The 25531-nt window shown below is 44.1% G+C and carries 28 protein-coding genes and 2 tRNA genes; 16 read left to right on the top strand and 14 right to left on the bottom strand.

Translation table 11 applies throughout. The features are described 5' to 3' along the window. The first annotated feature begins 133 nt into the window (after window positions 1-133). Window positions 134-1423 carry an aminopeptidase P N-terminal domain-containing protein gene (locus GO620_RS13515; RefSeq protein WP_157526856.1) on the top strand — a complete coding sequence of 430 codons (1290 nt, stop codon included), beginning with the start codon at window positions 134-136 and terminating at the stop codon, window positions 1421-1423. Here the strand turns inward: GO620_RS13515 and meaB are convergent. Genes meaB through GO620_RS13495 form a run of 4 tightly spaced genes read right to left on the bottom strand, consistent with a single transcriptional unit; the run spans window position 1420 to window position 5236 of the window. Then, window positions 1420-2304 (bottom strand): methylmalonyl Co-A mutase-associated GTPase MeaB, encoded by an 885-nt coding sequence (meaB, locus tag GO620_RS13510; RefSeq protein WP_157526857.1) that lies wholly within the window; start codon window positions 2302-2304, stop codon window positions 1420-1422. The genes GO620_RS13515 and meaB overlap by 4 nt on opposite strands. A gap of 9 nt (window positions 2305-2313) precedes the next feature. Continuing rightward, window positions 2314-3111 carry a DUF5672 family protein gene (locus tag GO620_RS13505; protein ID WP_157526858.1) on the bottom strand — a complete coding sequence of 266 codons (798 nt, stop codon included), beginning with the start codon at window positions 3109-3111 and terminating at the stop codon, window positions 2314-2316. Beyond that, window positions 3111-4166 (bottom strand): glycosyltransferase family 4 protein, encoded by a 1056-nt coding sequence (locus GO620_RS13500; protein WP_157526859.1) that lies wholly within the window; start codon window positions 4164-4166, stop codon window positions 3111-3113. The genes GO620_RS13505 and GO620_RS13500 overlap by 1 nt, the downstream gene beginning before the upstream one ends. A gap of 14 nt (window positions 4167-4180) precedes the next feature. Then, window positions 4181-5236, bottom strand: a complete 1056-nt coding sequence (locus GO620_RS13495; RefSeq protein WP_157526860.1) for a glycosyltransferase family 4 protein — start codon at window positions 5234-5236, stop codon at window positions 4181-4183. A 50-nt stretch (window positions 5237-5286) separates the two neighbouring features. On the opposite strand from GO620_RS13495, the gene GO620_RS13490 reads away from it, so the two are divergent. Further along, window positions 5287-6267 (top strand): glycosyl transferase family 90, encoded by a 981-nt coding sequence (locus GO620_RS13490; RefSeq protein WP_157526861.1) that lies wholly within the window; start codon window positions 5287-5289, stop codon window positions 6265-6267. Window positions 6268-6355: 88 nt separating this feature from the next. Further along, on the top strand, window positions 6356-8185 hold the full coding sequence (locus tag GO620_RS13485; RefSeq protein ID WP_157526862.1) for an ABC transporter ATP-binding protein: 1830 nt from the start codon (window positions 6356-6358) through the stop codon (window positions 8183-8185). Window positions 8186-8209: 24 nt separating this feature from the next. Here the strand turns inward: GO620_RS13485 and GO620_RS13480 are convergent, their stop codons facing one another. Beyond that, complete coding sequence (locus tag GO620_RS13480; protein ID WP_157526863.1) at window positions 8210-9190, bottom strand: GlxA family transcriptional regulator; 981 nt, start codon at window positions 9188-9190, stop codon at window positions 8210-8212. A 156-nt stretch (window positions 9191-9346) separates the two neighbouring features. Here GO620_RS13480 and GO620_RS13475 point away from each other — a divergent pair, with 156 nt between their 5' ends. Genes GO620_RS13475 through GO620_RS13460 form a run of 4 tightly spaced genes read left to right on the top strand, consistent with a single transcriptional unit; the run spans window position 9347 to window position 11158 of the window. Continuing rightward, entirely contained in the window at window positions 9347-9730 is a 384-nt protein-coding gene (locus GO620_RS13475) for a VOC family protein (protein ID WP_157526864.1), read from the top strand. Window positions 9731-9778: 48 nt separating this feature from the next. Then, on the top strand, window positions 9779-10189 hold the full coding sequence (locus GO620_RS13470; RefSeq protein WP_157526865.1) for a DoxX family protein: 411 nt from the start codon (window positions 9779-9781) through the stop codon (window positions 10187-10189). A 2-nt stretch (window positions 10190-10191) separates the two neighbouring features. Continuing rightward, complete coding sequence (locus GO620_RS13465) at window positions 10192-10749, top strand: SRPBCC family protein (protein ID WP_157526866.1); 558 nt, start codon at window positions 10192-10194, stop codon at window positions 10747-10749. Beyond that, window positions 10736-11158, top strand: a complete 423-nt coding sequence (locus tag GO620_RS13460; protein WP_157526867.1) for a VOC family protein — start codon at window positions 10736-10738, stop codon at window positions 11156-11158. The genes GO620_RS13465 and GO620_RS13460 overlap by 14 nt, the downstream gene beginning before the upstream one ends. A 54-nt stretch (window positions 11159-11212) precedes the next feature. On the opposite strand, the gene GO620_RS13455 is transcribed toward GO620_RS13460, so the two are convergent. The 3 genes from GO620_RS13455 to GO620_RS13445 all read right to left on the bottom strand — a co-directional run bounded on the left by GO620_RS13455 (window position 11213) and on the right by GO620_RS13445 (window position 13685). Next, entirely contained in the window at window positions 11213-12097 is an 885-nt protein-coding gene (locus GO620_RS13455; RefSeq protein ID WP_157526868.1) for a class I SAM-dependent methyltransferase, read from the bottom strand. A gap of 107 nt (window positions 12098-12204) precedes the next feature. Next, window positions 12205-12957, bottom strand: a complete 753-nt coding sequence (locus GO620_RS13450) for an ABC transporter ATP-binding protein (RefSeq protein WP_157526869.1) — start codon at window positions 12955-12957, stop codon at window positions 12205-12207. Further along, entirely contained in the window at window positions 12954-13685 is a 732-nt protein-coding gene (locus tag GO620_RS13445; protein ID WP_157526870.1) for an MlaE family ABC transporter permease, read from the bottom strand. The genes GO620_RS13450 and GO620_RS13445 overlap by 4 nt, the downstream gene beginning before the upstream one ends. 75 nt (window positions 13686-13760) lie before the next feature. Here GO620_RS13445 and GO620_RS13440 point away from each other — a divergent pair, with 75 nt between their 5' ends. The 3 genes from GO620_RS13440 to GO620_RS13430 are packed head-to-tail and all read left to right on the top strand — an operon-like array spanning window position 13761 to window position 16070. Then, window positions 13761-14465 (top strand): SDR family oxidoreductase, encoded by a 705-nt coding sequence (locus GO620_RS13440; protein WP_157526871.1) that lies wholly within the window; start codon window positions 13761-13763, stop codon window positions 14463-14465. Between the two features lie 19 nt (window positions 14466-14484). Continuing rightward, window positions 14485-15081 (top strand): PspC domain-containing protein, encoded by a 597-nt coding sequence (locus tag GO620_RS13435; RefSeq protein WP_157526872.1) that lies wholly within the window; start codon window positions 14485-14487, stop codon window positions 15079-15081. Next, on the top strand, window positions 15078-16070 hold the full coding sequence (locus GO620_RS13430; RefSeq protein ID WP_157526873.1) for a LiaF transmembrane domain-containing protein: 993 nt from the start codon (window positions 15078-15080) through the stop codon (window positions 16068-16070). The genes GO620_RS13435 and GO620_RS13430 overlap by 4 nt, the downstream gene beginning before the upstream one ends. 86 nt (window positions 16071-16156) lie before the next feature. On the opposite strand, the gene obgE is transcribed toward GO620_RS13430, so the two are convergent. From obgE to GO620_RS13410, 4 genes are all read right to left on the bottom strand, one after another. Further along, entirely contained in the window at window positions 16157-17161 is a 1005-nt protein-coding gene (obgE, locus tag GO620_RS13425; protein WP_157526874.1) for a GTPase ObgE, read from the bottom strand. Window positions 17162-17319: 158 nt separating this feature from the next. Further along, window positions 17320-17892: an adenylate kinase gene (locus GO620_RS13420; RefSeq protein WP_157526875.1), complete on the bottom strand. Its 573-nt coding sequence runs from the start codon at window positions 17890-17892 to the stop codon at window positions 17320-17322. Window positions 17893-17948: 56 nt separating this feature from the next. Continuing rightward, window positions 17949-18022, bottom strand: a tRNA-Arg gene (locus tag GO620_RS13415). A 94-nt stretch (window positions 18023-18116) separates the two neighbouring features. Beyond that, a complete protein-coding gene (locus GO620_RS13410; protein WP_157526876.1) occupies window positions 18117-18578 on the bottom strand; it encodes a redoxin domain-containing protein in 462 nt (153 codons plus the stop codon). 135 nt (window positions 18579-18713) lie between these two features. On the opposite strand from GO620_RS13410, the gene GO620_RS13405 reads away from it, so the two are divergent. From GO620_RS13405 to GO620_RS13385, 5 genes are all read left to right on the top strand, one after another. Then, window positions 18714-18962 carry a hypothetical protein gene (locus GO620_RS13405; RefSeq protein ID WP_157526877.1) on the top strand — a complete coding sequence of 83 codons (249 nt, stop codon included), beginning with the start codon at window positions 18714-18716 and terminating at the stop codon, window positions 18960-18962. A gap of 16 nt (window positions 18963-18978) precedes the next feature. Then, window positions 18979-19290, top strand: coding sequence for a hypothetical protein (locus tag GO620_RS13400; RefSeq protein WP_200230121.1), 312 nt, complete (start codon window positions 18979-18981; stop codon window positions 19288-19290). 34 nt (window positions 19291-19324) lie between these two features. After that, window positions 19325-19675: a TfoX/Sxy family protein gene (locus GO620_RS13395; protein ID WP_157526879.1), complete on the top strand. Its 351-nt coding sequence runs from the start codon at window positions 19325-19327 to the stop codon at window positions 19673-19675. Window positions 19676-19771: 96 nt separating this feature from the next. Next, on the top strand, window positions 19772-22216 hold the full coding sequence (locus GO620_RS13390) for a TonB-dependent receptor (protein WP_157526880.1): 2445 nt from the start codon (window positions 19772-19774) through the stop codon (window positions 22214-22216). A gap of 120 nt (window positions 22217-22336) precedes the next feature. After that, the gene (locus GO620_RS13385; protein WP_157526881.1) at window positions 22337-22657 is read left to right on the top strand and encodes a hypothetical protein; all 321 of its coding nucleotides are present in this window, start codon (window positions 22337-22339) and stop codon (window positions 22655-22657) included. 71 nt (window positions 22658-22728) lie between these two features. Here GO620_RS13385 and GO620_RS13380 read toward each other — a convergent pair whose 3' ends face one another. Beyond that, window positions 22729-24252: a S41 family peptidase gene (locus GO620_RS13380; RefSeq protein WP_157526882.1), complete on the bottom strand. Its 1524-nt coding sequence runs from the start codon at window positions 24250-24252 to the stop codon at window positions 22729-22731. Between the two features lie 160 nt (window positions 24253-24412). Between GO620_RS13380 and GO620_RS13375 the strand changes: the two genes are divergently transcribed. Then, a tRNA-Ser gene (locus GO620_RS13375) sits at window positions 24413-24500 on the top strand. Between the two features lie 146 nt (window positions 24501-24646). Here GO620_RS13375 and GO620_RS13370 read toward each other — a convergent pair. Next, a complete protein-coding gene (locus GO620_RS13370; RefSeq protein WP_157526883.1) occupies window positions 24647-25516 on the bottom strand; it encodes a GNAT family N-acetyltransferase in 870 nt (289 codons plus the stop codon). Window positions 25517-25531: the final 15 nt, after the last annotated feature.

Below are 25531 nucleotides of genomic sequence, written 5' to 3'. Positions count from 1 at the left end.
TAACGATTAATTGTGATTTTTTTCAAAATTAGTAATTATGTTTGGAACGCTACCAAACACCGTTCCAAAAATGAAAACCTTGGTGCAAATAGAACAAAAAAAAGTCTAAAACAACTATATTAAACTATATAAAATGAAATATGTCGCCCCTGAAAATACGTTATTTACTCACAATAGAAATAATTTCGTTAAGCGACTAAAAAACAACTCAATAGCAATATTTCATGCTAATGATGAGTTTCCGCGAAGCGGTGATCAAGGCTTTGTTTTCAAGCAAAATGCCGATTTTTTTTACTTATCAGGAATAGATCAGGAGCAAAGCATCTTAGTGCTATATCCGGATTGTCCTAATCCGCTATACAGAGAAGTACTTTTTTTAAGACAAACCAGCGCACTAATAGCAATTTGGGAGGGTCATAAATATACAAAGGAAGAGGCAGAGGCAGCATCAGGCATTAAAACCATTTTTTGGCTGGACAGCTATGACACTATTTTGCATAGTATTATAAACTATGCCGACAATATTTACATAAATACCAATGAGAATGACCGTTACGTGCACCAGGTGCCTTATCGCGACTTACGGTTCTACAATGCTTTAAAAGAAAAATACCCGCTTCATAATTATTTAAGGTCGGCTCCCATACTGCGCGACCTGCGTGCGGTAAAGTCTGACATAGAGGTGCAGTTGACCAAAAAAGCATGCAGTATAACAAAGGACGCTTTTGAACGTGTGCTAAAATTTGTTCACCCCGGTGTAGGCGAATATGAAATAGAGGCAGAGATCATTCATGAATTCATCCGCCAGCGCGCTACCGGCCATGCCTATACACCAATTATAGCCAGCGGCAATAATGCCAACGTACTGCATTATATAGATAACAATGCTATATGTAAAGATGGTGACGTGATCTTATTTGACTTTGGTGCCGAATATGCTAATTACAATGCTGACATGAGCCGCAGCATACCGGTGAACGGAAAGTTTACCCAGCGACAGCGCGACGTGTACAACGCTGTGTTGCGCGTAATGCGAGCAGCAACCAAAATGCTGGTGGCCGGTACCATTTGGAACGAGTATCATGACGAGGTTGGCCGCATAATGACTGACGAATTGATCGGCTTGGGTTTACTGGATAAAACCGATGTAAAAAACCAAGACGCTGCTTCGCCGCTCTACAAAAAGTACTTTATGCACGGCACGTCGCACCATTTGGGCTTGGATGTGCATGATTATGCCAGCCGTTACAAAGCTTTCGAGGTTGGCAACATTCTAACCTGCGAACCTGGTATATATATTCCTGCCGAAGGCTTGGGCATACGTATTGAAAACAACATACTGATTACTGAAGGCGGTAATATAGATCTGATGGCCGACATCCCTGTAGAGGCAGAACACATTGAAGAGATCATGAACAGTTAGCTATACGCTTCGGCAAAACTGTAAAGATTAAAGGTGTTATTTTTTTCAAAAGCTTCGGCCACATCAAGCCGGAGCTTTTGTCTGTCTACGCCGGCCATACGCTTTTCTTTAATGAGCTGATAAACCTTTTCGGCAGCGAGGAATAATTTCCGCTGGTTATCATGCATCCGGTCTTGACGGATAAATTTGGCAATTTGGCTAATGCCGCTATTTTCTGTGGCGATGGCTTTAATGATAGGGACCACTTTTGGATTTTGATGCAGCAGCTTTTGCAATTGATTAGCAAATTCGTCGGCACCAGGGCGGTCGGCTTTATTTAGGATAAAAGCGTCTGCGATCTCCATCAATCCGGACTTAATATTTTGTATCTCGTCTCCTGCTTCGGGCACAAGCACAACAAATGTCATATCGGCAAGGCCGGCAATTTCAACTTCGGACTGGCCTACGCCAACTGTTTCAACAATCACGTAATCAAAACCGGATGCCCGCAGCACATCTGCCATTTCTATGGTTTTGGCAGATAAGCCCCCAAGTGAACCGCGCGTTGCCAATGAGCGAATAAAAACGTTTGGGCTATTAAAGTGGCTGGCCATGCGTATACGGTCGCCAAGCAAGGAGCCGAAATTGAATGGCGATGTTGGGTCGATGGCCAAAACCGCTACATATTTGCCGTTTGCTGTAAGGTTAGTGATCAGCTGATTTACCAGCGTACTTTTCCCCGCTCCCGGCGGACCTGTAATACCGATTACAGGGCACTGGTTATTGAAAGACAAATTCTTGAGTAAATCTGCAGAGCCGGGCAGGTCATTTTCAACCAGGGTAAGCGCGCGCGCCACTTCTTTAAAATTGCTCACCTTTAGGTTGTCTAATTTACCGGGCATATCACAAAACTATAAATCGTAACCTAGTTCTTTAAATATAGGTCGCCAGAAATCGGGATAGGCGTCCCAATCATGGCAGCCGAAAGGCAATTGGTGACCGGTTAATTCAAACGCCCTGTCCGGATAGGTTTCATAACAAAACTCCAAAGCCTCGCGCCAGACCGGGATTTCTAATCGCTTTTTATGGCGGTTAACTTCTAAGCTCCAAAATGCATCTTCATTATATTGATGCGCAGTTTGAGAAAGATAGTAATCGATCTCTTTAACCATTTCATCACATAAATCGGCAAAAGCACTTACCCGCCTGAGTGAAAAGCCGCCATTGCCTACCCGGTTCTCGAATTGATATTTATTAGGAACGCCTCTTTTTTTAAGATCGAAGCGGTACGACCAATTTCGTTGGATGTTAACAAGAACCTGTTTTAGAGGAGACCGGCTTTTCCGACTTATCCATGGTGCACCTATGTAATCGTATCCTTTGCTGCACCAGTTTTCGAGTTCGTCTTTAAAGACAAAGGCATCTAACTGGTATATCAGGATATACTCAAAGCCGGTAAATCGTTTATAAAATTCTGCCGACAGCATCAATCTGTTATAGCCTGCAATGTCTGCAAAATAGTTATCATCAAAATTTACTGCCGCGCAATCGGCAAAGTCTAATATTTCGGCGGGTAAAATCAGGCTTTCGGGTTTGGCGATCCTGACAGGATACTGGCCCAAAATCTTTTTGCATTGCGCCAGCGCGATCTCCTCATGTTTGGTAAGTGAGCTTTTGTAACAAGGAATGACTATCGCGACTTTCTGCATTACTTACCAAGCAATTCGTTATACAGGTTAAGGTAAGCATCCGCACACTTTTCCCATGAAAATTTTGCCGCTTGCGCCATGGACTTTTCGGCACCATTGTTTTCCTTGAAGTGCTTCATGCCATCGCTGAACACTTTCTGCATGTGCGCAGGGTCAAAGCTGTCGAAATAATATGCGGCGTCGCCGCCGATCTCGGGCAGGGAAGTAAATTTTGACAGAAACGCGGGCTTGCCAAGGTGCATAGCCTCTATAACCGGTAAGCCAAAGCCTTCTGTTCGCGACGGGAACACCAGCGCAAGGCAATGCGCGTAATACCAGGCTTTGTCATCGTTACTTATCTCGCCAACAAGGTGCACCCTATCTGTACAATTGTACTTAGCCGCCTCTTCTAAGATCACCGCTTTGTGCGTTGTCTCTATACCGGCTATAACTAGTCCATAGTCGTTACCGTTTAACAAGGCAGGCAGATAATGAAAGCCTTTCTGCGGCGACATTAAACCGATGGTAAAAAGATACGGCCTGTCGGGAATAAAGTTAGGCTGATGGCTTGGTTTGACTTGCAACTTTTCCGCACCGTTATGTATGACAGAAATTTTACCTTTTGCGGCAGGCAGATATCGCTCTACGTCATTTGCTACAAATTGTGATATAGTGACTACCCTGTCGCAGTGGCTTACTCTTTTGTTTAATTTATTCAGGTAAGCGATTATGCGATGCGGCTTACTCTTTTTAAGATGCACTTTGTTAAGATCGTGAATGGTAATTACCTTCTTAGCGTTAACATTCCACGGCGGGAGCCTGCAGCGCTGGTCAGAAAAATGTACCACATCGAAATCATTTCTCTTTCTAAAAAAGATTTGGTCTGCAAACCAGCGATAAACAATTTTGACTAGGTTGTTAAAAAGCGTAGGTGTTTTTTTAAATAGATAATACGCCAGATCAAACCTGCCGTTGTTCTGTTTGATCAGTGCATCGCCGAGGCCTTTACCAAAAGAATAATAACCGCGGTTAATATCCTTCATAGAATCGAACGTGACGAGTACTTTGGGTTTCATGTCAGATATCAGGACTATGCGTCAAGGGTTTGTTTATACAATTGCAAATATGCCTTGGCGGCGTTTTCCCAGGTGAACTTAGCGGTCTGGCGCAAAACCTCGTTTGTACGGTTATTTTCTTCAAAGTCTTTTAAGCCATCAGCAAGTACATCACGCATGTGTTGCGGCTCAAAACTATCGAAATAATAAGCAGCTCGTCCGCCAATTTCGGGCAACGACGTCTTTTTGGCAAGGAATACTGGTTTGCCAAAATGCATGGCTTCTATCACAGGTAAGCCAAAACCTTCTGCAGATGATGGAAAGATAAAAGCCTTGCAGTTGGCGTAATACCAGGCTTTATCGACATCTGCTACAGGGCCGGTAATAAAAACCCTGTTCTCACAACCATATTTTTTTGCTTCAGCTAAGATCACTTCTTTGTGCGGGGTTTCAATCCCGGCTATCACCAGGTTTAAATTATTGTTCTCTAACAAATTGGGCAGGTAATGGAAGCCTTTTTGAGGCAAAAGTATACCAATGGTAAATAAAAAATCGCCATTCGGTATTACTGCGGGTTTGTAGTTCTTCACCAACTGCGGTTTTTGCGCTCCATTATAGATGACGGATATCTTGCTTGCAGCTTCCGGGTACAACTTTACTATATCATCAGCAACGAATTGCGAGATGGTAACCAGCTTATCCACACCTGAGATGAATTTTCTTAACCGCTCCAGGTACTGGCGGGTTTGTGGCGAATCATGGCCTTCCAGATGTATGCGGTTAACATCATGAATGGTCATTATTTTTTTAGCGTTCACCCACTCGGGCCGCAGCCTGCACTCCTGATCGGTAATGTGAACCAGTTGAAAACGATTGCGATAAGGAAAATAAAAAGGGTGCAGCTTAGACAAACGCAAGATCTTTACATCGCCGTTAAACCTGGTGTTTGTGCGGTTATGCAGATAAAAGGTAAGGTCAAATTCATCATTGTTGGCATCAATCAGCGCGTTACCTAAACCCAAGCCAAAATAATAGTAGCCGGTGTTGATGTTCTTCATCGAATCAAAGGTGACGAGTATTTTGCTGCCCATGCGTTATAATTGCGCTGCAATTTACATTTATATTAACTTTAACTTTTGATTTGAAAAACGCTTTTCGCATAAAGAAGCTTTACCGGGGCAAAACGGCTTACTATGCTAAGAACTTACTTCGGCAGCTTTTGCCTGTGAGTGCTTACGGTAAATTGCTAAAACGAAAACTGGCACAAATCGAAAACTACGACCGCACTTACCTTACATCAAGGGTCGAGTACTATAATAAGCTTTCTCCGAATAATAATGCCGGCAGCCGGGCGATAGCGTTAGGCGATATGAAAATGTTTGTAAGCCCGAAATCTTACAACTTCGACACATTCGAAGTCAGCCGGTATTTCAGTAAGCGCTTCAAAGCCAATTTTTTATTCGGCGATGCAACCCATGTAGAAGATGTGCCGACTATACAGAAAAGCAGGCCTGTAGTTGGCGACAATAAAAGCGCGGTGCTACTCAACCTTGATAAGTATCGCCATTTTGTTTTTGTTGACGATAACATCAGCTACGCAGATAAAAAGGACATGCTGATAGGTCGGGGGGTGATGACCCAACCGCACCGCATCCGTTTTATGGAGCGTTACTTTGGCCACCCAATGTGCGATCTGGGCCAGGTAAACAGTGGCGGCAACCCCCAATGGCATAAGCCGAAGATATCTATTCAAGACCACTTGCAATATAAATTCATCCTGAGTTTAGAGGGCAACGACGTGGCAACCAATTTAAAGTGGATCATGTCGTCAAACTCTATAGCAATAATGCCTAAGCCCAAGTACGAGACCTGGTTTATGGAAGGCACTTTGCAGGGCGGCGTGCATTACATTGAGATAAATGAAGACTATAGCGACCTGGAAGATAAGCTAAACTGGTACCTGGCTCATGAAAGCGAAGCACTGAAGATCGTTAAAAATGCTAACGCCTTTGCGAGGCAATTTTTTGATAATAAGCGTGAAGAGTTGATCTCGTTACTGGTGTTGGAAAAATACTTTTACTGTACAGGACAGATACCTAATTACTCGTTAAAAGATGGTTAAGCCCATTTTTGTGTTGCGCGAGTCATATCCTATGAACACAGGTTGTAATCGGCAGGATATTAATATTTTTGCAGACTTAATTTTTTAAATGAAGACTTATTTCAGGCTGCTTTCTTTTGCCAAACCGATTGAAAAGTTCGCCATCCCATACATTCTATTTACCCTGCTATATGTGCTTTTCAGCACATTGGTATTCGCGCTGCTGGGGCCCTTGCTTAATACGCTCTTCTCTGCCGACGCAAACATAGTTGGCCATACGGCAGAGATAGTAAAACCAACATCTGTTTTCAGTCTCGAAAAATGGTTTAAGTATTATTTGCAGGAGATCATTAAAACACACGGATCATGGGGGGCCTTGCAATTCGTAGTAGCCACGGTTATCGTGGCGGTTGTTTTGGGTAACCTATTTAGGTATCTGTCTGCCCGGACAATGGAAAACCTGCGCCTGCATACACTGCTCAACCTGCGCCGCTCTGTATTCAATAACGTGATGGACCTTCACTTGGGTTACTTTAATAACGAGCGTAAGGGTGATATCATTTCTAAGATAGCTTCAGACGTACAGGTAGTACAGTTTTCTGTAACTTCTACTTTGCAAGTGATCTTTAAAGAGCCGGTAACACTCATCGCGTTCCTGGGAATGCTCTTTATTATTTCTGCGAAACTTACCTTATATTCTTTACTGGTGATCCCTGTTTCGGGATTTATTATCTCACGAATTGTAAAAAGGTTAAAGGCACAAGCTGTTGCGGCGCAGCAATCATACGGAAACATGATCAGCTATCTGGACGAGGCGTTATCAGGTATCAAGATCGTCAAGGCTTTCAACGCCGTTGGCTTTATCAAAAACCGTTTCGATACGGAAAATATGCGTTATTCTCGCATCTCAAGATCAATGGCGCGCAGGCAGCAGCTGGCATCACCGGCATCTGAGGCCATGAGTGTTACCATGATAGCCTTTATTGTTTTGTACGGCGGATATCTTATTTTAAATAAACGTTCTGAGTTAGGTCCCGGGCAGTTTATCGCTTACATCGCGTTGTTTTCGCAACTGATGCGCCCGGCAAAGAACATTTCAGACTCGTTTAGCAATATCCACTCTGGGATTGCCGCCGGTGAACGTGTGTTAGAGTTGATTGACACCAAACCCGGTATCAATGACGCGCCTGGTGCAAAGGCGATCACGGGTTTTGAGCACGATCTTACGTTTAGAGGCGTAAGCTTTGCTTATGACGAAAAGCAGGTGTTGTCTGATATAAACCTGGTAATCCCAAAAGGGCAGACCATCGCGCTTGTAGGGCCGTCAGGTGGTGGTAAGTCTACGCTGATGGATATGATCCCCCGTTTTATCGATCCGCAGCAAGGTGCGATCATGATAGACGGCCAGGACATCCGCCAGCTAACAATGGAATCGGTTCGCTCATTAATGGGCGTAGTAAACCAGGAATCTATATTATTTAACGACTCTATTTTTAATAACATCGCCTTTGGTAAAACCGACGCGACAATGGAAGATGTTATCGCGGCAGCCAAAATTGCCAACGCGCACAGTTTCATAGAGCATACAGAAAACGGCTATCAAACCAATATCGGCGACAGGGGTACAAAGCTATCAGGCGGCCAGCGCCAGCGCATTTGTATTGCACGTGCTGTATTGGCCAACCCGCCTATCATGCTCCTGGATGAAGCTACGTCTGCCCTTGATACCGAATCTGAAAAGCTAGTACAGGAAGCTTTGAACAAGCTGATGAAAAACCGCACCTCGCTGATCATTGCGCACCGTTTAAGCACTATCCAAAACGCGGACAAGATAGTAGTACTTGACCAGGGTAAAGTTGTGGAACAAGGCACCCATCAGCAGCTGATAGAAAATAATGGTGTATACCGCAGGCTGATTGAAATGCAAACTTTTGCTTAGTCGGCCGGTTGTTCGGGAATACCGTTAAGCGACTAATGCTTTATTGTATTTGTTGCGATATTCTATCGGCGACAACCCTGTTATCTTTCTAAAGATGGTACGGAAGGCTTTGGTATCAGAATAGCCTACATCATACATCACTTCATTAATGTTCTTGCGACTGGTTTCGAAATCCTTTTTGGCAGCTTCAATTTTAACGCGTTGTAAGTACTCCACGATTGTGTTGCTGGTCGCTTTTTTGAACCGGCGTTCCAGGTTTCGGCGACCTAAAGCCAGCATATCTGCCAAACCTTCGACGGTAATCTTATCCTGATAGTTGCTTTCAATAAATTCCTGTGCTTTCTTTATCGGCTCATCTTCGTGTTTCTTCTGCCCCTGAAACATAATGAATGGCGACTGACTCACCTTGTCAATATCGATCATAAATGCTTTAGCCATCATAATGGCAATGTCGCGGCCTGCATATTTTTCAATGAGGTAAATAATTAGGTTGAGATATGAATAAGCGCCACCGCTGGTGTAGATCCCGTCCTCTTCGGTCATGATCTTATCGTCAACAAGATTTACTTCAGGATACATCTGCCTAAAATCGTTCGCGGTGCGCCAATGCGTTGCGCATTTTTTGCCATTCAATAAACCGGTGCTGGCTAAAAAGAACGCGCCAATGCACAGGCTTGCCAATTCTGCGCCTTGTTTGTATTGTTCTTTTATCCATGGCAGCAGAGCCTTGTTAGCTTCAATCGTTTCCATGGGGTTACCGTGCACAGCGGGAATAATGATCAGGTCGGTTTTCTTCACATCCCCAAAAAGCACATCGGGCTTAATGGTAAACATACCATTGCGCTGAGGGGTCTCGCTGGCCAGCCCTACCATATGCAGATCAAACATGGGCTCGCGGCCTTGCGCTACAAACATGTTGTTTACTTCTGCGAACAACTGGTGCGCACCTTCAATATTGCTGATGCTGCTGGTGCCATATGGCACAAGGATAGAGATGTGTTTCATTGCAATGAATGGATTAACGTAGTAAATGTAATAAATTGGGACAGCGCAAACAACCCCTCACAATGTCGTATTTGCACCAGCCGGGTTGTATATCATGCGGCTACCTTTGTTATGTAAAATAAATAAGTAACCAATTATCCACTTAAAATAGAGATCATGTTTAAAGGCACAAAAGCATTCGGGGGTTTCGCGGTCAAAGATTCAGACCAATCGTTAACGTTCTATCGTGACGTGTTAGGGGTTAACGTAGTACAGAATAAACAGATGGGAAATATTCTTACCCTAAGTTTTCAGGATGGCGGCACAATCATCGCCTACCCTAAACCAGACCATCAGCCGGCCACATTTACTGTGCTAAATTTTAATGTTGCCGACGTAGCGACAGCAGTGCAAGATCTCAAAACCAAAGGCGTAAAGTTCGAAAGCTATGACATGCCCGGTTTTAAAACAGATGATGACAACATATTTCGCGGTGGCGGGCCGCTTATTGCCTGGTTCACAGACCCATCGGGAAATATTATGTCTGTAATTCAGGAATAGATTTCATAAGTTTATCATAACCTTTTAATTAAACACAACCTTACGATTATGACCACATTAACAGTTGCCGCTCCGGCATCAAAAAAAGACAAGATCATTTATTGGATCTTTACCACAATTTTCTTTTTATTCGACGGACTTTTACCAGCCCTAACTTTTAATAACCAAATGGCCAAAGATGGCATCCACGGACTGGGCTTCCCGGATTACTTCCGCATTGAATTAACCGTAGGAAAGATCATTGGCGGTTTGCTGCTCATTTTACCTATGGTTCCGGCCAGGTTTAAAGAATGGGCTTATGTTGGTTTTGGTATTTCTATCATCTCAGCCTTTGTTGGTAATATCGTGGTGATGAACAACGCCAACGGCGGCGGCTACATGGCTATAGGCGCTTTTGTGGTATTGCTGATCTCTTATGTATACTATCATAAAATTTACCGCCCCTTTAAATCAGAATAATAATGAGCATAGTTTTAGGCATACTAGGCATCATTGCCGCATTGATAATTCTGGTATTTATCATTGCCATTTTTGTAAAATGCGATTACAGCGTGCAGCGTGAAGTTTCAATTAATAGAGACGTCACTGCGGTTTATGATTATGTAAAATATCTCAAGAATCAGGATAATTACAGCAAGTGGGTAATGATGGACCCCAACATGCAAAAGGATTATTATGGCACCGACGGTACCATTGGTTTCAGGTCGGCGTGGGATAGCAAAGACAAAAACGTTGGCAAAGGCGAACAGGAGATCACAGGGCTTACGGAAAATCAAACGGTAGATACCCGCATCCACTTCATAAAGCCGTTTGAGGGTTTTGCAAACGCACAAATGAGCACCATAAGCACCGACCCTAACCAAACATTAGTTCGGTGGGCTTTCGACAGCAAAATGAAATATCCTATGAATTTTATGCTGCTGTTTTTAAATATGGAAAAGATGGTGGGCGGCGATCTTCAAATTGGCCTTAATAATTTGAAAAACGTTTTAGAAAATCAGACGAATGAAAGTAATTAATCCATACCTCAACTTTGCAGGTAATAGCAAAGAAGCATTTGATTTTTACCGCGCTGTTTTTAACGGTACAATAGTGATGTCGCTTCCGTACAAAGACACGCCAGAAGCCAACAGGGTAAAACCGGAAGACAGAGATAAGTTAATGCACATTTCGCTCGACCTAAAAAATGGTAACATCTTAATGGGTACCGACGCGCTGGAAAACATGGGGCATAAACTTAATCCGGGCAACAATATCAATTTAAGCATCGGAACAGAAAGTAAAGAAGAGGCTGATCAATTATTTAATGCCTTATCAGATGGTGCAAATGTTACTGTGCCTATGTCAACTCAATTTTGGGGATCATACTTTGGCATGCTGACAGATAAGTTCGGCATTCAGTGGATGGTAAGTTTCGACGGTCGGTAAAGACCACAATCGTTAGTCTGGCTCCTCTCTTGATAGCTATCGGCAGGGATAGAATTATCGATTTTTATAAAACTTCCCAAACACGCCTAACGGCAGCTTTATTCCGGACGTGGCCTGCAGGTATAGTTCGCCCGTTTGCAGGTTTTGCACTTGCGGATAAGCGCTTTTAATGAGGTTCTCAACTATAACAGACGAAAACCCCAGCGAGTAGGTATTCAAGATCAGGAAGTGTTCATCAGGGTCTAAAAGCTGCACTACGTCCTGCATCATTTCGCTGATGTGATCTTCCAGTTTCCATTTTTCGCCATTAGGTCCGTGGCCATAAGCGGGCGGATCCAGTATAATTCCGTTATACTTTTTACCGCGTTTTAGTTCGCGTTTTACGAACTTTAAAGCGTCTTCTACAACCCAGCGAATGTTATCCAGACCGGATATGTCCTGGTTCTCGTTTGCCCAGGTAACCACCTGGCGGATAGAGTCGACGTGAGTTGTGTCTGCCCCGGCAGCCCGTGCTATCAATGATGCGCCGCCTGTGTAAGCAAATAAGTTTAATACTTTTGGACTTTCTGTTTTGAACGACCGTACACGCTCAGAGATATAGTCCCAGTTTACCGCCTGCTCAGGGAAGATGCCTACGTGCTTGAACGAAGTGAGCCCTAAGCGGAATTTAATGGCAACGTCGTTATTCTTGTAATCGATATGCCAGCGGTCAGCAGCGTTTTTGTCTTTCTTGATCCATTCGCCGCTGGTTGCAGAACGGCCCTTAAATTTTATGGTATGCAGTCGCTGCCATTCTTTTTCGGGCAATACCTTTGCCCAAACCGCCTGCGGTTCAGGGCGTATCAGAATCGCATCACCGAAACGCTCCAGTTTTTCAAAGTCCCCGCAGTCAATTAGTTCGTAATCTTTCCAATGTTGGGGGGTGAGGAGCGCGATCATTCAGTTTTTAGTTATAAGTTTTCCGTTGTCAGAAAACCAATTGCTTGCAAAGATAACATCTTAAAAACAATGATACCGGCAACAGACAGCCATCAACTATGAACTAATTATAGCTTCTCTTTCGCCGCCTGGGTAAACTTGCTGGCGAATACAAAGTCATTCAATTCCTGGTTGTCAGTGTGGGCGATTTCTTTATTGGTGCCTTCCCACCATTTTTTTCCCTGATGCAGAAATATAATATGATCGCCAATGCCCATAACAGAATTCATATCGTGGGTAACCATTACGGTTGTGATCTTGTATTCGCGGGTGATCTCGTTGATCAACTCATCAATTACGATTGACGTTTGCGGGTCCAGGCCTGAATTGGGTTCATCCACAAATAGATATTTAGGTTCCATAGATATAGCACGGGCAATACCTACACGCTTTTTCATGCCACCCGAAAGTTCCGACGGGTAGAGTTTGTTTTTCTCCTTCAGGTTTACCCGTTCAAGACAAAAATTAGCACGATCTAACTTTTCTTTGGCCGACATGTCTGTAAACAGGTTTAGCGGGAACATGATGTTCTCTTCAACCGTCATGGAATCAAACAATGCCGAATTTTGGAACAGCATGCCTATCTGCTTTCTAATCGGCACGCGCTGCTCAAAATCCATATCGGTAAAGTTTTCGCTGTCAAAGATCACCTTGCCTTTTGTAGGCTCATGCAGGCCCACTATACATTTCAACAAGGTTGTTTTACCAGATCCGGAGCCACCAATAATGAGGTTGTTTTTCCCCGGATGAAATGTTGCTGATATGCCTTTAAGCACTTCGTTTTCACCAAAGGTTTTATAGATGTCAGTGATTTCGATCATAACATGGCACGGGTTATCACCAGGTCGGCAAATAAAACCATAACGCAGCTGTATACAACGCCCTTAGTTGCAGACTGGCCAACCTCTAACGCGCCGCCCGATGTGTAAAAGCCCTGATAGGAACATATGGATGCTATCAAGAAACCAAATACAGTAGCTTTAACCAAGGCAACACGGATAGTTAAACCGTTGAACCCATCGCGTAAACCGGTAACATAGTCTGTTGGTGAAATATCGCCCGATACCAGACAGGCGATATAACCGCCGGTAATACCTAAACATATTGCCGCGATAACCAGAATGGGAAACATAGTTACACCTGCAATGATCTTCGGCGATATAAGGTAACCAGGAGCATTTACCCCCATAATTTCCAACGCATCTATCTGCTCCGTTACACGCATGGTGCCAATCTGCGATGCCATGCTCGAACCTACACGGCCGGCAAGCACCAATGCAGAAATGGTAGGGCTAAATTCCAGGATGTTTGAGTCGCGGGAAATAGTACCCGCAATACTTGGGGATACCAGTGGACTCGCTAACTGAAATGCTACCTGGATAGTTGTGGCTGCGCCGATAAATATTGAAATGATACTGATAATTCCCAGCGACCCTATGCCCACTGAAACCATCTCGCGCATAATTTCACTCCAATACACCTTAAATTTTTCAGGACGCCTGAAACTGAGGCGCATCAGCATTAAATATTTTCCAAGGGCTGTAAACATTTTTATAGGCGATATATGTTAAAAATACATTTAAATAGCCGTTAGGGCTACACACAATTATACTATTTTTAAAGCATGAAAAACGCCGTTATTACAGGCGCCACAAAAGGTATTGGCAGGGCAATAGCTTTCGCTTTGGCTAAACAAGGATTAAACCTCGCAATTTGTTCGCGCAATAGTGAAGATTTGGAAAGAACGCGCTCCGCATTGATTGAAATTGCTCCCGGGATTAAGGTTTTTACTTCCCAGACTGATGCTGCAAATAAGATCCAACTTTTAAAATTCGCGGCAGATGCAGAGCAGCACCTTGGCGAAATTAATGTGCTGGTTAACAACCTGGGCATTTTCATACCGACCTCTATTCTTGATGACAGCGAAGACGCTTTTGATACACTCATCAGCGCTAACCTGCGCCCGGCTTATGAGTTGTACCGTTACTTCGGTAAAAAGGCGAAAGGATCGGGTTTACGGCATATTTTCAATATTTCATCTATAGCGGCATTACATCCTGTTATCAATGCAGGTATGTACACTGTAACAAAAGCATCGACACTAAGTCTTAGTCATATAATGAGGCTCGAAATGCAGCAATATGGAGTTAAAGTGACCGCGGTAGTACCGGGATCTACGCTAACCTCATCTTGGGATAGCGTGGCTACAGACAAAAGCAAATTTGTACTGCCCGAAGATATCGCGGCTGCGGTTACAACGATTTACAACATGAGTGCCGGCGCAAATGTTGACGAAATAACCATAACGCCGCTTTTTGGCCAACAATAAAATACTTAAACTTACAACAATGGAAAAGAAACTTTATCGCGACGAATTCAGAAAGGTGGTAGCGGGTGTCTGTGCCGGCCTTTCAGAATACTTTGATATAGATGTGTCTATCATCAGGGTGATATTTTTGCTGTGTCTTTTACTTAAGGGGGGCGGCGTGCTCATTTATATTGTGCTTTGGATCGTGTTGCCTAAAAAGGGTTTAGCGCGGATACCAAATTCAGATTCGCCTATTCCGCCTTACACCGGCAGCGGTTTCCAGGATAACGCGCCTGCTTATCAGCAGCCACCATTTATCCGTAACAAAAAGAACCCGAGCACGGGCGCACTTATTGGGGGATTGATCATGATCATGCTGGGTGCAGGCTTTCTGCTCGACCAGTTTAAGATCATCCCTGATTGGGATTTTGAAGATTGGTGGCCGCTTATACTAGTCGTTGTAGGTTTGGTGCTGATCTTCTCGCACCGCAACCAGCCGCAGCCAGCGCATTTTGAACCATGGAAGCCGGTACCTCATCCGCCTGCGACTGAGACACCCGCATCTGATCCGTTAAAAGATGATAATAATGCCGATGCCAACCCGGTTAGTGAAAACCCTACAGAACCTAAACCATGAAAAAAGATAGATTAACCCCCGGACTTATACTGCTTGTAATAGGCGTATTCTTACTGTTAAAAAACTTTGGCTTTTTGCCGGCAATTCGCTGGAGCAATATCATCCACCTGTGGCCAATATTCTTAGTGATAGGCGGTATCAACCTCATTTTTGCCAACAACCGTAGTGTATGGGCATCTGTACTGAAAATTACAGTTACAGTTGCAGGTATCGCGCTTATTCTATTGGGTCATTTTGGCGACAACTATTCCTTCTTCCCTGAATTTCATGTTGGCCGAGATTATAACCTGGACGATGATGACGATAACGATTCTGACACCACCAATGCAAAAGGTTTGGTGCAGGTGTCGGGTAGTAGTTTTTATCATGTGCCATTTGCGGCTGATGCGAAATCTGCCAGGTTAGAAATAAGCGGCGGCGGCAACAGGTTCCAGTTATCAGATACCACATCTCAACTGTTTACTGCCAACGTAAATGGCAACGCTAACCGTTATGAGATGGAAACTCGTAAAGAAGACAGTTCAACAGTTGTCAATTTCCGGATGAAAAACAGCCACCACCAGAATTTCCACTGGGGAGATGATAACGATAAAGCCAACACAACCATATTTAAACTGAATAGTGCCCCGTTATGGGATGTTAACCTTAAAGCAGGTGCTACCGATCTTAACTTTGATCTAACTAAATTTAAGATCCGCAATTTCAGGCTTAGCGGCGGCGCAGCATCTTTTGCCGTGAAATTCGGCACCCCTGTTGAATCTGACACTAACGTGAATGTGTCTTCCGGAGTGTCTGACATAAAAATATCAGTACCAAACGGAGCAGCCTGCAGCATTACCAGCAGCACCGGCTTGTCTGACAATAAGTTTAATGGTTTTACCAAAACGTCTGACAACCATTACGAGACGCCCGGTTTTGCGAACGCCAAAAAACGCATCTATATAAACATTAGTGGCGGCATGTCCGACTTTAGCGTTGACAGGTATTAATACAAGCCGTATGATTTGACAAACAAAAAAGCCGCTCATCAAGCGGCTTCTCTGTTATATCTAAGTGCCTTTTAAGAATCGATGGGTCACGCCGGCGCGTTGATCTCTTTCCACAGCAGATCTTTCAATTCGGGGATACCTTTTTGAGCGATGGATGATATGAAAACTGAGGGAATATCTTGCGGTAATTCCAGTTTCATTTCGGCTAATAGTTCATCGTCCAATAAGTCTGACTTGGTGATGGCCAATACGCGTGGCTTATGGATCAACTCCGGGTTGTATTGCTCCAGCTCATTCAGCAAAATGGCGTACTCTTCCTTGAGTGTACGATTGGTATCGGCAGGAATCATGAATAACAATACTGAGTTACGCTCGATATGTCTCAGGAAACGGAACCCCAAACCTTTGCCTTGCGAGGCACCTTCAATAATTCCCGGGATATCCGCCATTACAAAGGATCGGTTGTCGCGATAAGCAACTATCCCCAGGTTGGGCACAATGGTAGTAAAGGCATAGTCGGCGATCTCAGGCTTAGCGGCTGATACAACGGATAACAGTGTAGATTTCCCGGCATTAGGAAAGCCCACCAGGCCAACATCTGCCAATAACTTCAACTCAAGTATGTTCCACACTTCCTGTCCGTCTTCGCCGGGCTGGGCAAAGCGCGGCGTTTGCATAGTGCTGCTTTTAAAGTGCCAGTTACCTAAACCGCCGCGGCCTCCCGGAGTAAGAATCTTGGTCTCGCCATCTTCGGTTATCTCAAAAACGGTTTCCCCGGTCTCTGCATTTTTAGCGATAGTGCCAAGCGGCACTTCCAGTATTTCGTCGCGGCCGGTTTTGCCGCTGCGCAAGGCACTGCCGCCACGGTCGCCGTCACCGGCTATCACATGCTTACGGTATTTAAGGTGTAAAAGTGTCCAAAGCTGGGCGTTGCCTTTAATGGTAACGTGTCCCCCGCGACCGCCGTCGCCGCCATCGGGGCCACCCTTGGCTGTGTGTTTGTCGCGGTGCAAATGTGCAGAGCCTGCCCCGCCATGGCCAGAGCGGCAGCATATCTTTACATAATCAACAAAATTTGAACCTTGAGACATTGTTTTTATATCGGATTTCGGAATTTCAATTTTGAATTTAATCTTGATCGAAGCCGATGAATATATTAGATGTAATTAAATTGAGCTTAAGCCACACATGCAATTTAATCTGCAACTATAATAAATTCGAAATTGAACATTCGAATTTCGAAATTGCTTTAGAAGCTTTTGATCACTTTTTGAATGTTCTCAAAAATCTCTTCTATGGTGCCTATGCCATTTATCTGGTGATACTTGTCGTGCGATTTGTAATGGTCTGCAACAATTGCAGTTTTGCTATTGTACTCGCGTATACGCTTGCGAATGATCTCGGGATTCGCGTCATCAGGCCTGCCGCTGTCTTTGCCACGGTGCAATAAGCGTTTTTCTAATTCCTCGGCGTTGACTTCCAACGCGATCATGCCATGGATCTTAGAATGCTTGCTTTTCAACAAGCGGTCAAGTGCTTCGGCTTGTGCAACAGTGCGCGGGAAGCCATCGAAAATAAAGCCTTTGGCGCCTTTATTAGCATCGAGTTTATTACTGATCATGCCGATAACAACTTCATCGGGAACCAATAAACCCTGGTCCATTAGTTTTTTTGCTTCAAGGCCAAGTTCGGTCCCTGCGGCAATTTCATGCCTTAATAGATCACCGGTTGAAAGGTGAATCAAGCCAAACTTATCTATAATGTTGTGAGATTGAGTACCCTTACCGGCGCCCGGCGGGCCAAACAATACAATGTTTAGCATCCTTATTAAATTTAAAAAGCCTTTCTGCAGTAACGGAAAGGCTTGATCTTTAAATGTGGACCTGAAGGGAGTCGAACCCCTAACCTCCTGATCCGTAGTCAGGTGCTCTATCCAATTAAGCTACAGGTCCAATCCTTTGCTCAAAAAATCGTTAAAAGACAACGATTTCTAAAACGGAATGCAAAAATAGCATATAATTTTATTTTTGCATAAAATATTTCAAACTACTTAACCGCAAGGGCTATTGCTTTAAAGTTTGGCAAATCGCCGGCAGATTCTAAAACCTCGGCATAAACAATGGTTTGATCTTCATCTATCACAAATGCCGCGCGCTTAGACACACCTTTTAAACCAAAAACAAATTCATCGTATAAAGCGCCATAATTAGCAGATGCTGTCTTATTAAAGTCGGAAAGTAATGGAAATTGGTAACCATTTTCTTCTTTAAACTTAGCCAGTGTAAACGGCGAATCGACAGAAATCCCCAGGACTTGCGCATCCAAATCTTCATAATAACCAAAATTATCGCGCATAGTGCACAACTGTTCTGTGCATGTACCTGTGAATGCCATCGGAAAGAAATGGATCACCACTTTATGGCCTTTAAAATCTGCTAACGAAACTTCTTTAAGTTCTGACGATACTAAGGTAAACTGCGGGGCCGGCTGGCCAATCTGTAATGACATGCTGATTTATTTTGAGCGAAAATAGCTATCAAATTTAAAGGCAACGACCTTATTTGTATTTGCGATGTAAAAAAGCAGTTAACAAACTATAAAACCGCGCGAGCGATAATGCGTTATACTCATAAACCGATTATTATGAGACGAGTAAGTATAGTGCTAATTGTTGTGGGCCTGGTGCTCATCATAGCCGGAGGTTTCTTTTATAAAACAGAAGGATCTGCTACAGACAGTAAAGCTGTAACTGTTACTAAAGGCGGAACAAGATCATTTCAATGGCCTGTATATACCGGAATAATCTTACTGTTCCTGGGCGGAACTTTTAACGTGGCGAGCCGCCGTAATGACAGGGTAGTTAACCACGAGGTTGTTGAAAAAGGCGAATAAGTTTATACCTGTAAATATGGACCACAACGTATATCTGTTGGCCACAGACCCCAAAGATCCTTGTCGCGATGTGATACACTCGCGCGACACGAGCCTGAGAGTAAGGGTTTTTTGTGTGGACGAAGAACCATTTGATGCCGATACAAACGAAATACAACTTTACGGTTATGTGAAGGATAAGTTGTACGCATTTGAGACCGTTAATATTACGCCCGAAGATGCGCTGGATATCGTCTCGGCAATACAATGGTATGCCAAATATGTTCACTATCCCGAACTGGAGATATTGCCTGAAGACCCGCGCCGCGATCATGATGTTGCCATCTGAAAAGACAGTATCTTAGGCACCAAACTTCCCAGGAATGCCTTACGATCAATACCTTGCAGAGCGTATACGCCATCTGTTATCACGAACTAAAAATGTAACCGAACGCGAGATGATGGGTGGTTTGTGTTTTATGGTTGATGGTAAAATGTGCATAAATGTAACCAGCCGTGGTAATGTAATGCAGCGCTGTTTGCCCAACCAAACGGAAGAGGTAGTCAAAAAACACGGCGCCAGCCGTTTTATTATGAATGGCAAGCCGCTCAACAAAGGGTGGCTGACACTGGCCCCCGAAGCAATGGACAGCGATGATGACCTGCAATATTGGATTAATATTGCCCTGGCGGGAAATAAAGAGGCTAAATCTAAATCCCGTTCCGGTAAGTAATCCCTTACACAAGCTATTTATACTAATTCTAAATAATTCTTGAAAACAAAGAATTTGCGTTTACCTTTGCGCTTAGAATTAATCTAAATAAACACAATGCGATACATCTACGATAATTTCAGATCATTTACCTTTCTAATACTATTTTTACTACTGGCGGGAACTGCATTTGCCGCGAATATCGGCGGTAACGACGCCGAAAAAAATACCGGCAAAATTGCCGGTATCGTTACAACTAAAGATGGCAAGCCTGCCGCCGATGTAACAGTTACAATCATCGAATTAAACAAGGCGACGGCCACAGAGGCTAACGGAACGTTTATCTTTCAGAATGTAAAACCAGGCACATATACGGTTAGAGCAACATTTGTAGGCAGCGCTACAGAGGCGGGCACAGTAATTGTAGCCGCAGGAAAAACAGCGACAGTTAATTTCATGCTTTCTGAAACGGCTTCGCAATTAAACGAAGTTACTATCCGCTCAGCGAAGACTTTAAACAGCACCAAGGTAACGTTCGATAAGGCAGGCATACGGCCTCTAGACCTTCCGCAGAGCGCGGGAGTAGTAACCAGCCAGGTAATACAAGACCAGCAAATTAACCGCCTTGGCGATGCCGTGCGCAACGTCAGCGGTGTAACTCTTACGCAACAACGCGGCGGCGTTGGCGAAACCTTTACAGCGCGTGGTTACAGCATTGGTATAGGTGGTGGCAGCGGCAGCATATTTAAAAATGGCGTGTTGACAAATACGGCAGGTTTCCCCGAAGCTGCTACTTTAGAGTCGGTTGAGATTTTGAAAGGTACATCGGCTTTGATGTATGGCAATGTATCGGGCGGGGTGATCATTAACATGGTAACCAAAAAACCTAAGTTTGATTTTGGCGGCGAGTTATCAATGCGCGCCGGCAGCTATAACTTCTACAAGCCTGTTATCGATGTCTATGGGCCTATCTCTAAAAATGTGGCCTTCCGAACAATCGGCGTATATGAAAATGACGGCAGCTACCGCGATCATGTGAAAACAGAACGTGTTTATGTAAACCCGTCGCTATTGTTTAATCTGGGCAAAAGTACCACCCTACTAATTGAGGGTGACTACCTGAAATCTAACCTTACACCAGACTGGGGTGTGGGTTCTCTTAATCTGGGCCAGGCAATCCCAACCATGGTGCCGCGCAACCAGTTTATCAATACCAGTTGGGCGTATAGCCGCATGAATCAATACAGTGGTATGGCCACTCTGAATCACTCGTTTAGCGATACTTGGAAATTAAACGCCATTATATCAACGCAAAGCACAGAGATTGACTCTTATGGCTCAAGCTTGCCAAACAACGTTGCCGCAAATGGCGACTGGAACCGTGGCCTGCAACGTGCGCATACAAAAGAAAACAATTATACCGGTCAGTTAAATTTGAATGGCCGCTTCCATACAGGCTTTCTTGGCCACCAGTTATTAATAGGCACAGATGTGGCAAAGGTGGTAAATTTAAGTAAAGCCTATACGGTAAATGGTACACAGATAGCGTCTTATGCTTATGATAAGATCAACATTATCGACCTGACAAAATTTGCCGCCCGCACAGACATGCCGGATGCCTTAGCTACCACACTTACCCATTCGCCGGTTTATCGCTTCGGTTCGTATATCCAGGATTTGATCACTATTACGCCAAAGTTTAAGGTATTGGCAGGTGTGCGCTGGTCGTGGCAGCAAACCTATCAAACCACTATCGACTCATTGCAAAAGTCGAAAAGTATAAATGGTACCGCTCCAACCAAATATGACAGGGCTTATTCACCTAAGGTGGCATTAATTTATCAGCCCATACCCACAACATCTGTTTACGCTACTTACAGCAACAACTTTATATTCAACACTGGTACAGATATTAGCGGCCGGGGCTTAGATCCGTCTATCGTTAATCAGTACGAAGCAGGCGTGAAAAACGAATTTTTGAATGGCAAATTGTCTGTTAACGCGAGTGTATATCGCATCAGAAACAGCAACCTTGCGGTAACTAATCCAAATAATATCGCCTTCAGGATGTTAAACGGTGAGACTACCAGCGATGGTTTGGAGATAGATGTGAACGGTAACCTGTCGCGGAACTTTTATTTCATAATGGGTTATGGTTACAACTTTGCCCGTTATACCAATTCATCGGGCTTAACCGGTTCGCCCATCAACGGCGAGCAAATTGTAATAAACCCTCGCAATACCGCTAACGCATCATTATTCTACACGTTTTATGACGGTGCCTTGCGAGGATTCAAATTTGGAGCGTCGAGCTTTTATACCGGCAAGCGTCTAGCGGGCTACAATAATACTGTTGGGCAAACACAAAACTACAGCCGCTTATTGCCTGTTGGTGGTTTTGCCACGCTTGATCTTTCTGCAGGTTACAGCTATAAAAAGTTCTCGATCCTGGCGCAAGTCTCAAACGTGACAAATACTTTCAATTATCTGATACATGATAACTATAGCGTTACGCCAATACCGCCTACGCAGTTTTTAACAACTGTGTCTTACAAGTTTTAAAGTTCGGTTTTTAGTTAATAATGCCAGGCCATCCATATTTATGGGTGGCTTTGGCATTTATGCCGTTTGTTTAAACCTTGCACCTCTATGTTTGTCTATCTATTACAAACATCGATAATTATGAAAACTAAATTAATTGGAGGCTTACTTGTGGCAATGTTCGCAGTGAGCACGGCAGCAGAAGCTCAGACCCGTACACCGGTCATCAATGGCAGAGAATCTTATCAAAAGGCCCGTATACGCCAAGGGGAACGTAGCGGACAACTTACTCATGCAGAAGCACGTAACCTTGCACGCCGGGAAAATAGTTTGCAGCGCCAGAAGATGATTGCTAAATCAAACGGTTATGTATCACCTGCGGAACGTGCGCATTTGCAGCGAAAAGAAAACCGGATAAGCCGCGCCATCTATCGCAAAAAGCATAATTACAGGCATTATTAATACGTTGTTACAAAACGAAAAACCCTGCCGATTCGGCAGGGTTTTTTTATTAAAAGCATTTAGGCTGTTGATTATTTATGCCTAAAATCCTTAATTATCATGCCATTAAACTTGTTACCATCCAACGCGTGACCTGCGACATTTTGCTGGTCTACATTTAAGCCATTGGTGCCAATGCTCTGTGTAGAAACAGAGTTGCTTAAATATCTGCCCTGGTTAATGTAAGACAATGCATTTGCAAGCAGTTTTTCGGTTGGATCACCAAAATCTTTGGTCAGGTCGTCGGCACCATAATAGCCCGGATAATCTGTACTGCCCGGTTTCATTCCGGTATAGTATCCGCCTATTCCGTTCGCGTTTTTTGTTTCAAACTCCGGCACATACAATTGATATTTGTTAATGTCGATATCAAAGAAGCCAACCGGTTTACCATAGCTGGTGTTCCCGATCAATTGCACGTTTAAGTACGGACGTAAGTTGTTGATGGTCAATTCGCTTGCAGATGCCGTTGCGCCAGTTACGATGAAGTAAACATTAGTGAGCGAAAGGTTGTGGGTGGTGCCAAACTTTACAGTGTTACCCGCGACCGAGAAATCGATCTGCGCGTAATTATATGTCTGCCCGCTCGAAGCATCTTTACGTGTCTGGTTTCTTAATAACACTTCTTTACCGGCAGCCAGTGTACTGTTGTAATAAGCAGCATACATTACCTTGCCGGATGCGGATGCCGGCGCGATAAGGTTATCAAGATATTCAGCAGTACTTACGTAACCGCCGCCGTTATAACGCAGGTCTACAACCAGGTCTGTAATGCCTGCTGATTTAAACGCTGCGAACGCGGCATCCAGCGCCGGCTGTGCAACAGTTGGCGACACAAAGCTATTGAAGACCAGGTAGCCGACTTTTTTGCCGTTGCCCTGATCCAGGACCTTAGCCAGTTGTACCGGGTTGTGCGTATATGTGGCGGTATTAAGGTTGGCTGTAAAAGTTGTACCATCCGGGCGGGCCAAAGTCATGGTAATAGCATTGCTGTTTGAATAGGCGTTTACTACAAAATTAAGGTTGGTGCCACCGTCATAAGAAATGTTGGTACTATTATTTATCGAAGTGATCTGATAACCGCGTTTTATACCGGCAGCATCAGCGGGCGAACCGGCATTCACATATTTGATACGCAGGTCTGTAGTGGTGTTATAAAAAATACCGAAACCAAAATCGCCGGATACACCACTTAACGAGGTTGAGACACCTCCCTGATCGATGAAAGAATATTTTGCCGAACCGGGACTGCTGGCCACATATTCATAAGGCTGGCTTGTTAGCGGATTGATCTTGTATTGCGATAAGCGATTGACTTCGTTCTGTAAAGCAGCCAGATCTGATGAACCCGTAATACCACGCGGATTAAAAGTTGCGTAGTCCGGGATGGCGTCATTCCAGTAATAATCTTCTTTGGTGTACAGGTAAACAGAATCGCGGATAAGGTCTAAAGTAGAACCTGTGGTAGGGGCAGTGCTGGCGTCGGTAACGGTTTTATCTTTTTTGCAGCTTGCAAAAAGTACCACACCGGTCAACATGAACAATAGTTTTTTCATCTAATGAATATAGTTTATAAATAGGGATACGAAAGAATTGCTGAGAAAGTTTCGGTATAACGCACTAAGGTTGAATGCTTAAGCGTATTAACAAACGGAAGACATGGGCGTTTAGTACACAAACCGTTGATAATTATTATTTTTGCGATCCTGTTTATACGGAGAGATGTCTGAGTGGTCGAAAGAGCACGCCTGGAAAGTGTGTATACGTCAAAAGCGTATCGAGGGTTCGAATCCCTCTCCCTCCGCAAAACATAGAAGCCACCTTTGGGTGGCTTCTATGTTTTGGTGAATGACTGATTTGGGGACCCGGTAAGAGGGTTCGGACTATTCTCTTCGCAGTGAGCGAAGCGAACAAGAAACATTTCGCGGTCTATTATCAAACGTGAAGATTTTATATAGCCTTACTACGCCTTTCAAATAACAATGTGTCCCTCCAAATGCCATTCATCTTGCCGATCTTTTCCCGTCGGCCAACGAACCGGAAACCGTTCTTTTCATGAATCCTGATACTCCCTGTGTTTTCAGGAAAGATGCCGGACTGTAATGTCCAAATCCCGTTCGACTCGGATGCCGTGATCAATTGAGAAAGGATAGCACTACCAATGCCTATGGCTGCAAAAGCTGGGTCAACATACACGCTTACTTCAGCCACCCCGGCATAAACGCACCTCGACGATACCGGAGACAGCGCGGCCCATGCCACAACCGTTCCATCAATCTCAGCAGCCAACCGTCCAAAATTAAGATGTGAGCTGTCCCAGTCTTCCCACGATGGCGCTTCTGTTTGAAAAGTGGCGTTATCTGTCGCCATGCCTTTAAGATAAATTTCTTTTACCGATGGCCAATCATTTCGGTTTAGCAACCGTATTGTAATCAATTGAGATATTAATTCTGACACTAAGACTTTTATTTGATCCCGCACCATATTAAATTCTTCAGCATTCATATCTCGTGGATCCGGTATTTGCCAATCTATAAAGTGTTTAGCCGGCATCCATGGGCAAGCGTCACCACAGCCCATAGTTACGACGTAATCAAACGGCGCTTCACTGCTTACGTCATCAAGATTTTTGCTGCTATGCGTTGTAAGGTCGTACCCAAACTCTTTCATCGCAGAAATTGCCTTTGGATTGATCTTTCCGCTGGGGTTTGACCCGGCGCTAAATGCCTCCACCTTGCCATTGCCTAGTATCTTGGCAAACGCTTGCGCCATTTGGCTGCGGTTACTATTCTCTATACAAACAAAAAGTATTTTGGTCATATACTGTCTATTTTA

This window comes from Mucilaginibacter ginkgonis (assembly GCF_009754905.2).
GTDB classification, from domain to species: Bacteria; Bacteroidota; Bacteroidia; order Sphingobacteriales; family Sphingobacteriaceae; genus Mucilaginibacter; species Mucilaginibacter ginkgonis.
Note: the sequence above shows the minus strand (reverse complement) of the source record. Positions and strands in the feature narration are given on the sequence as shown.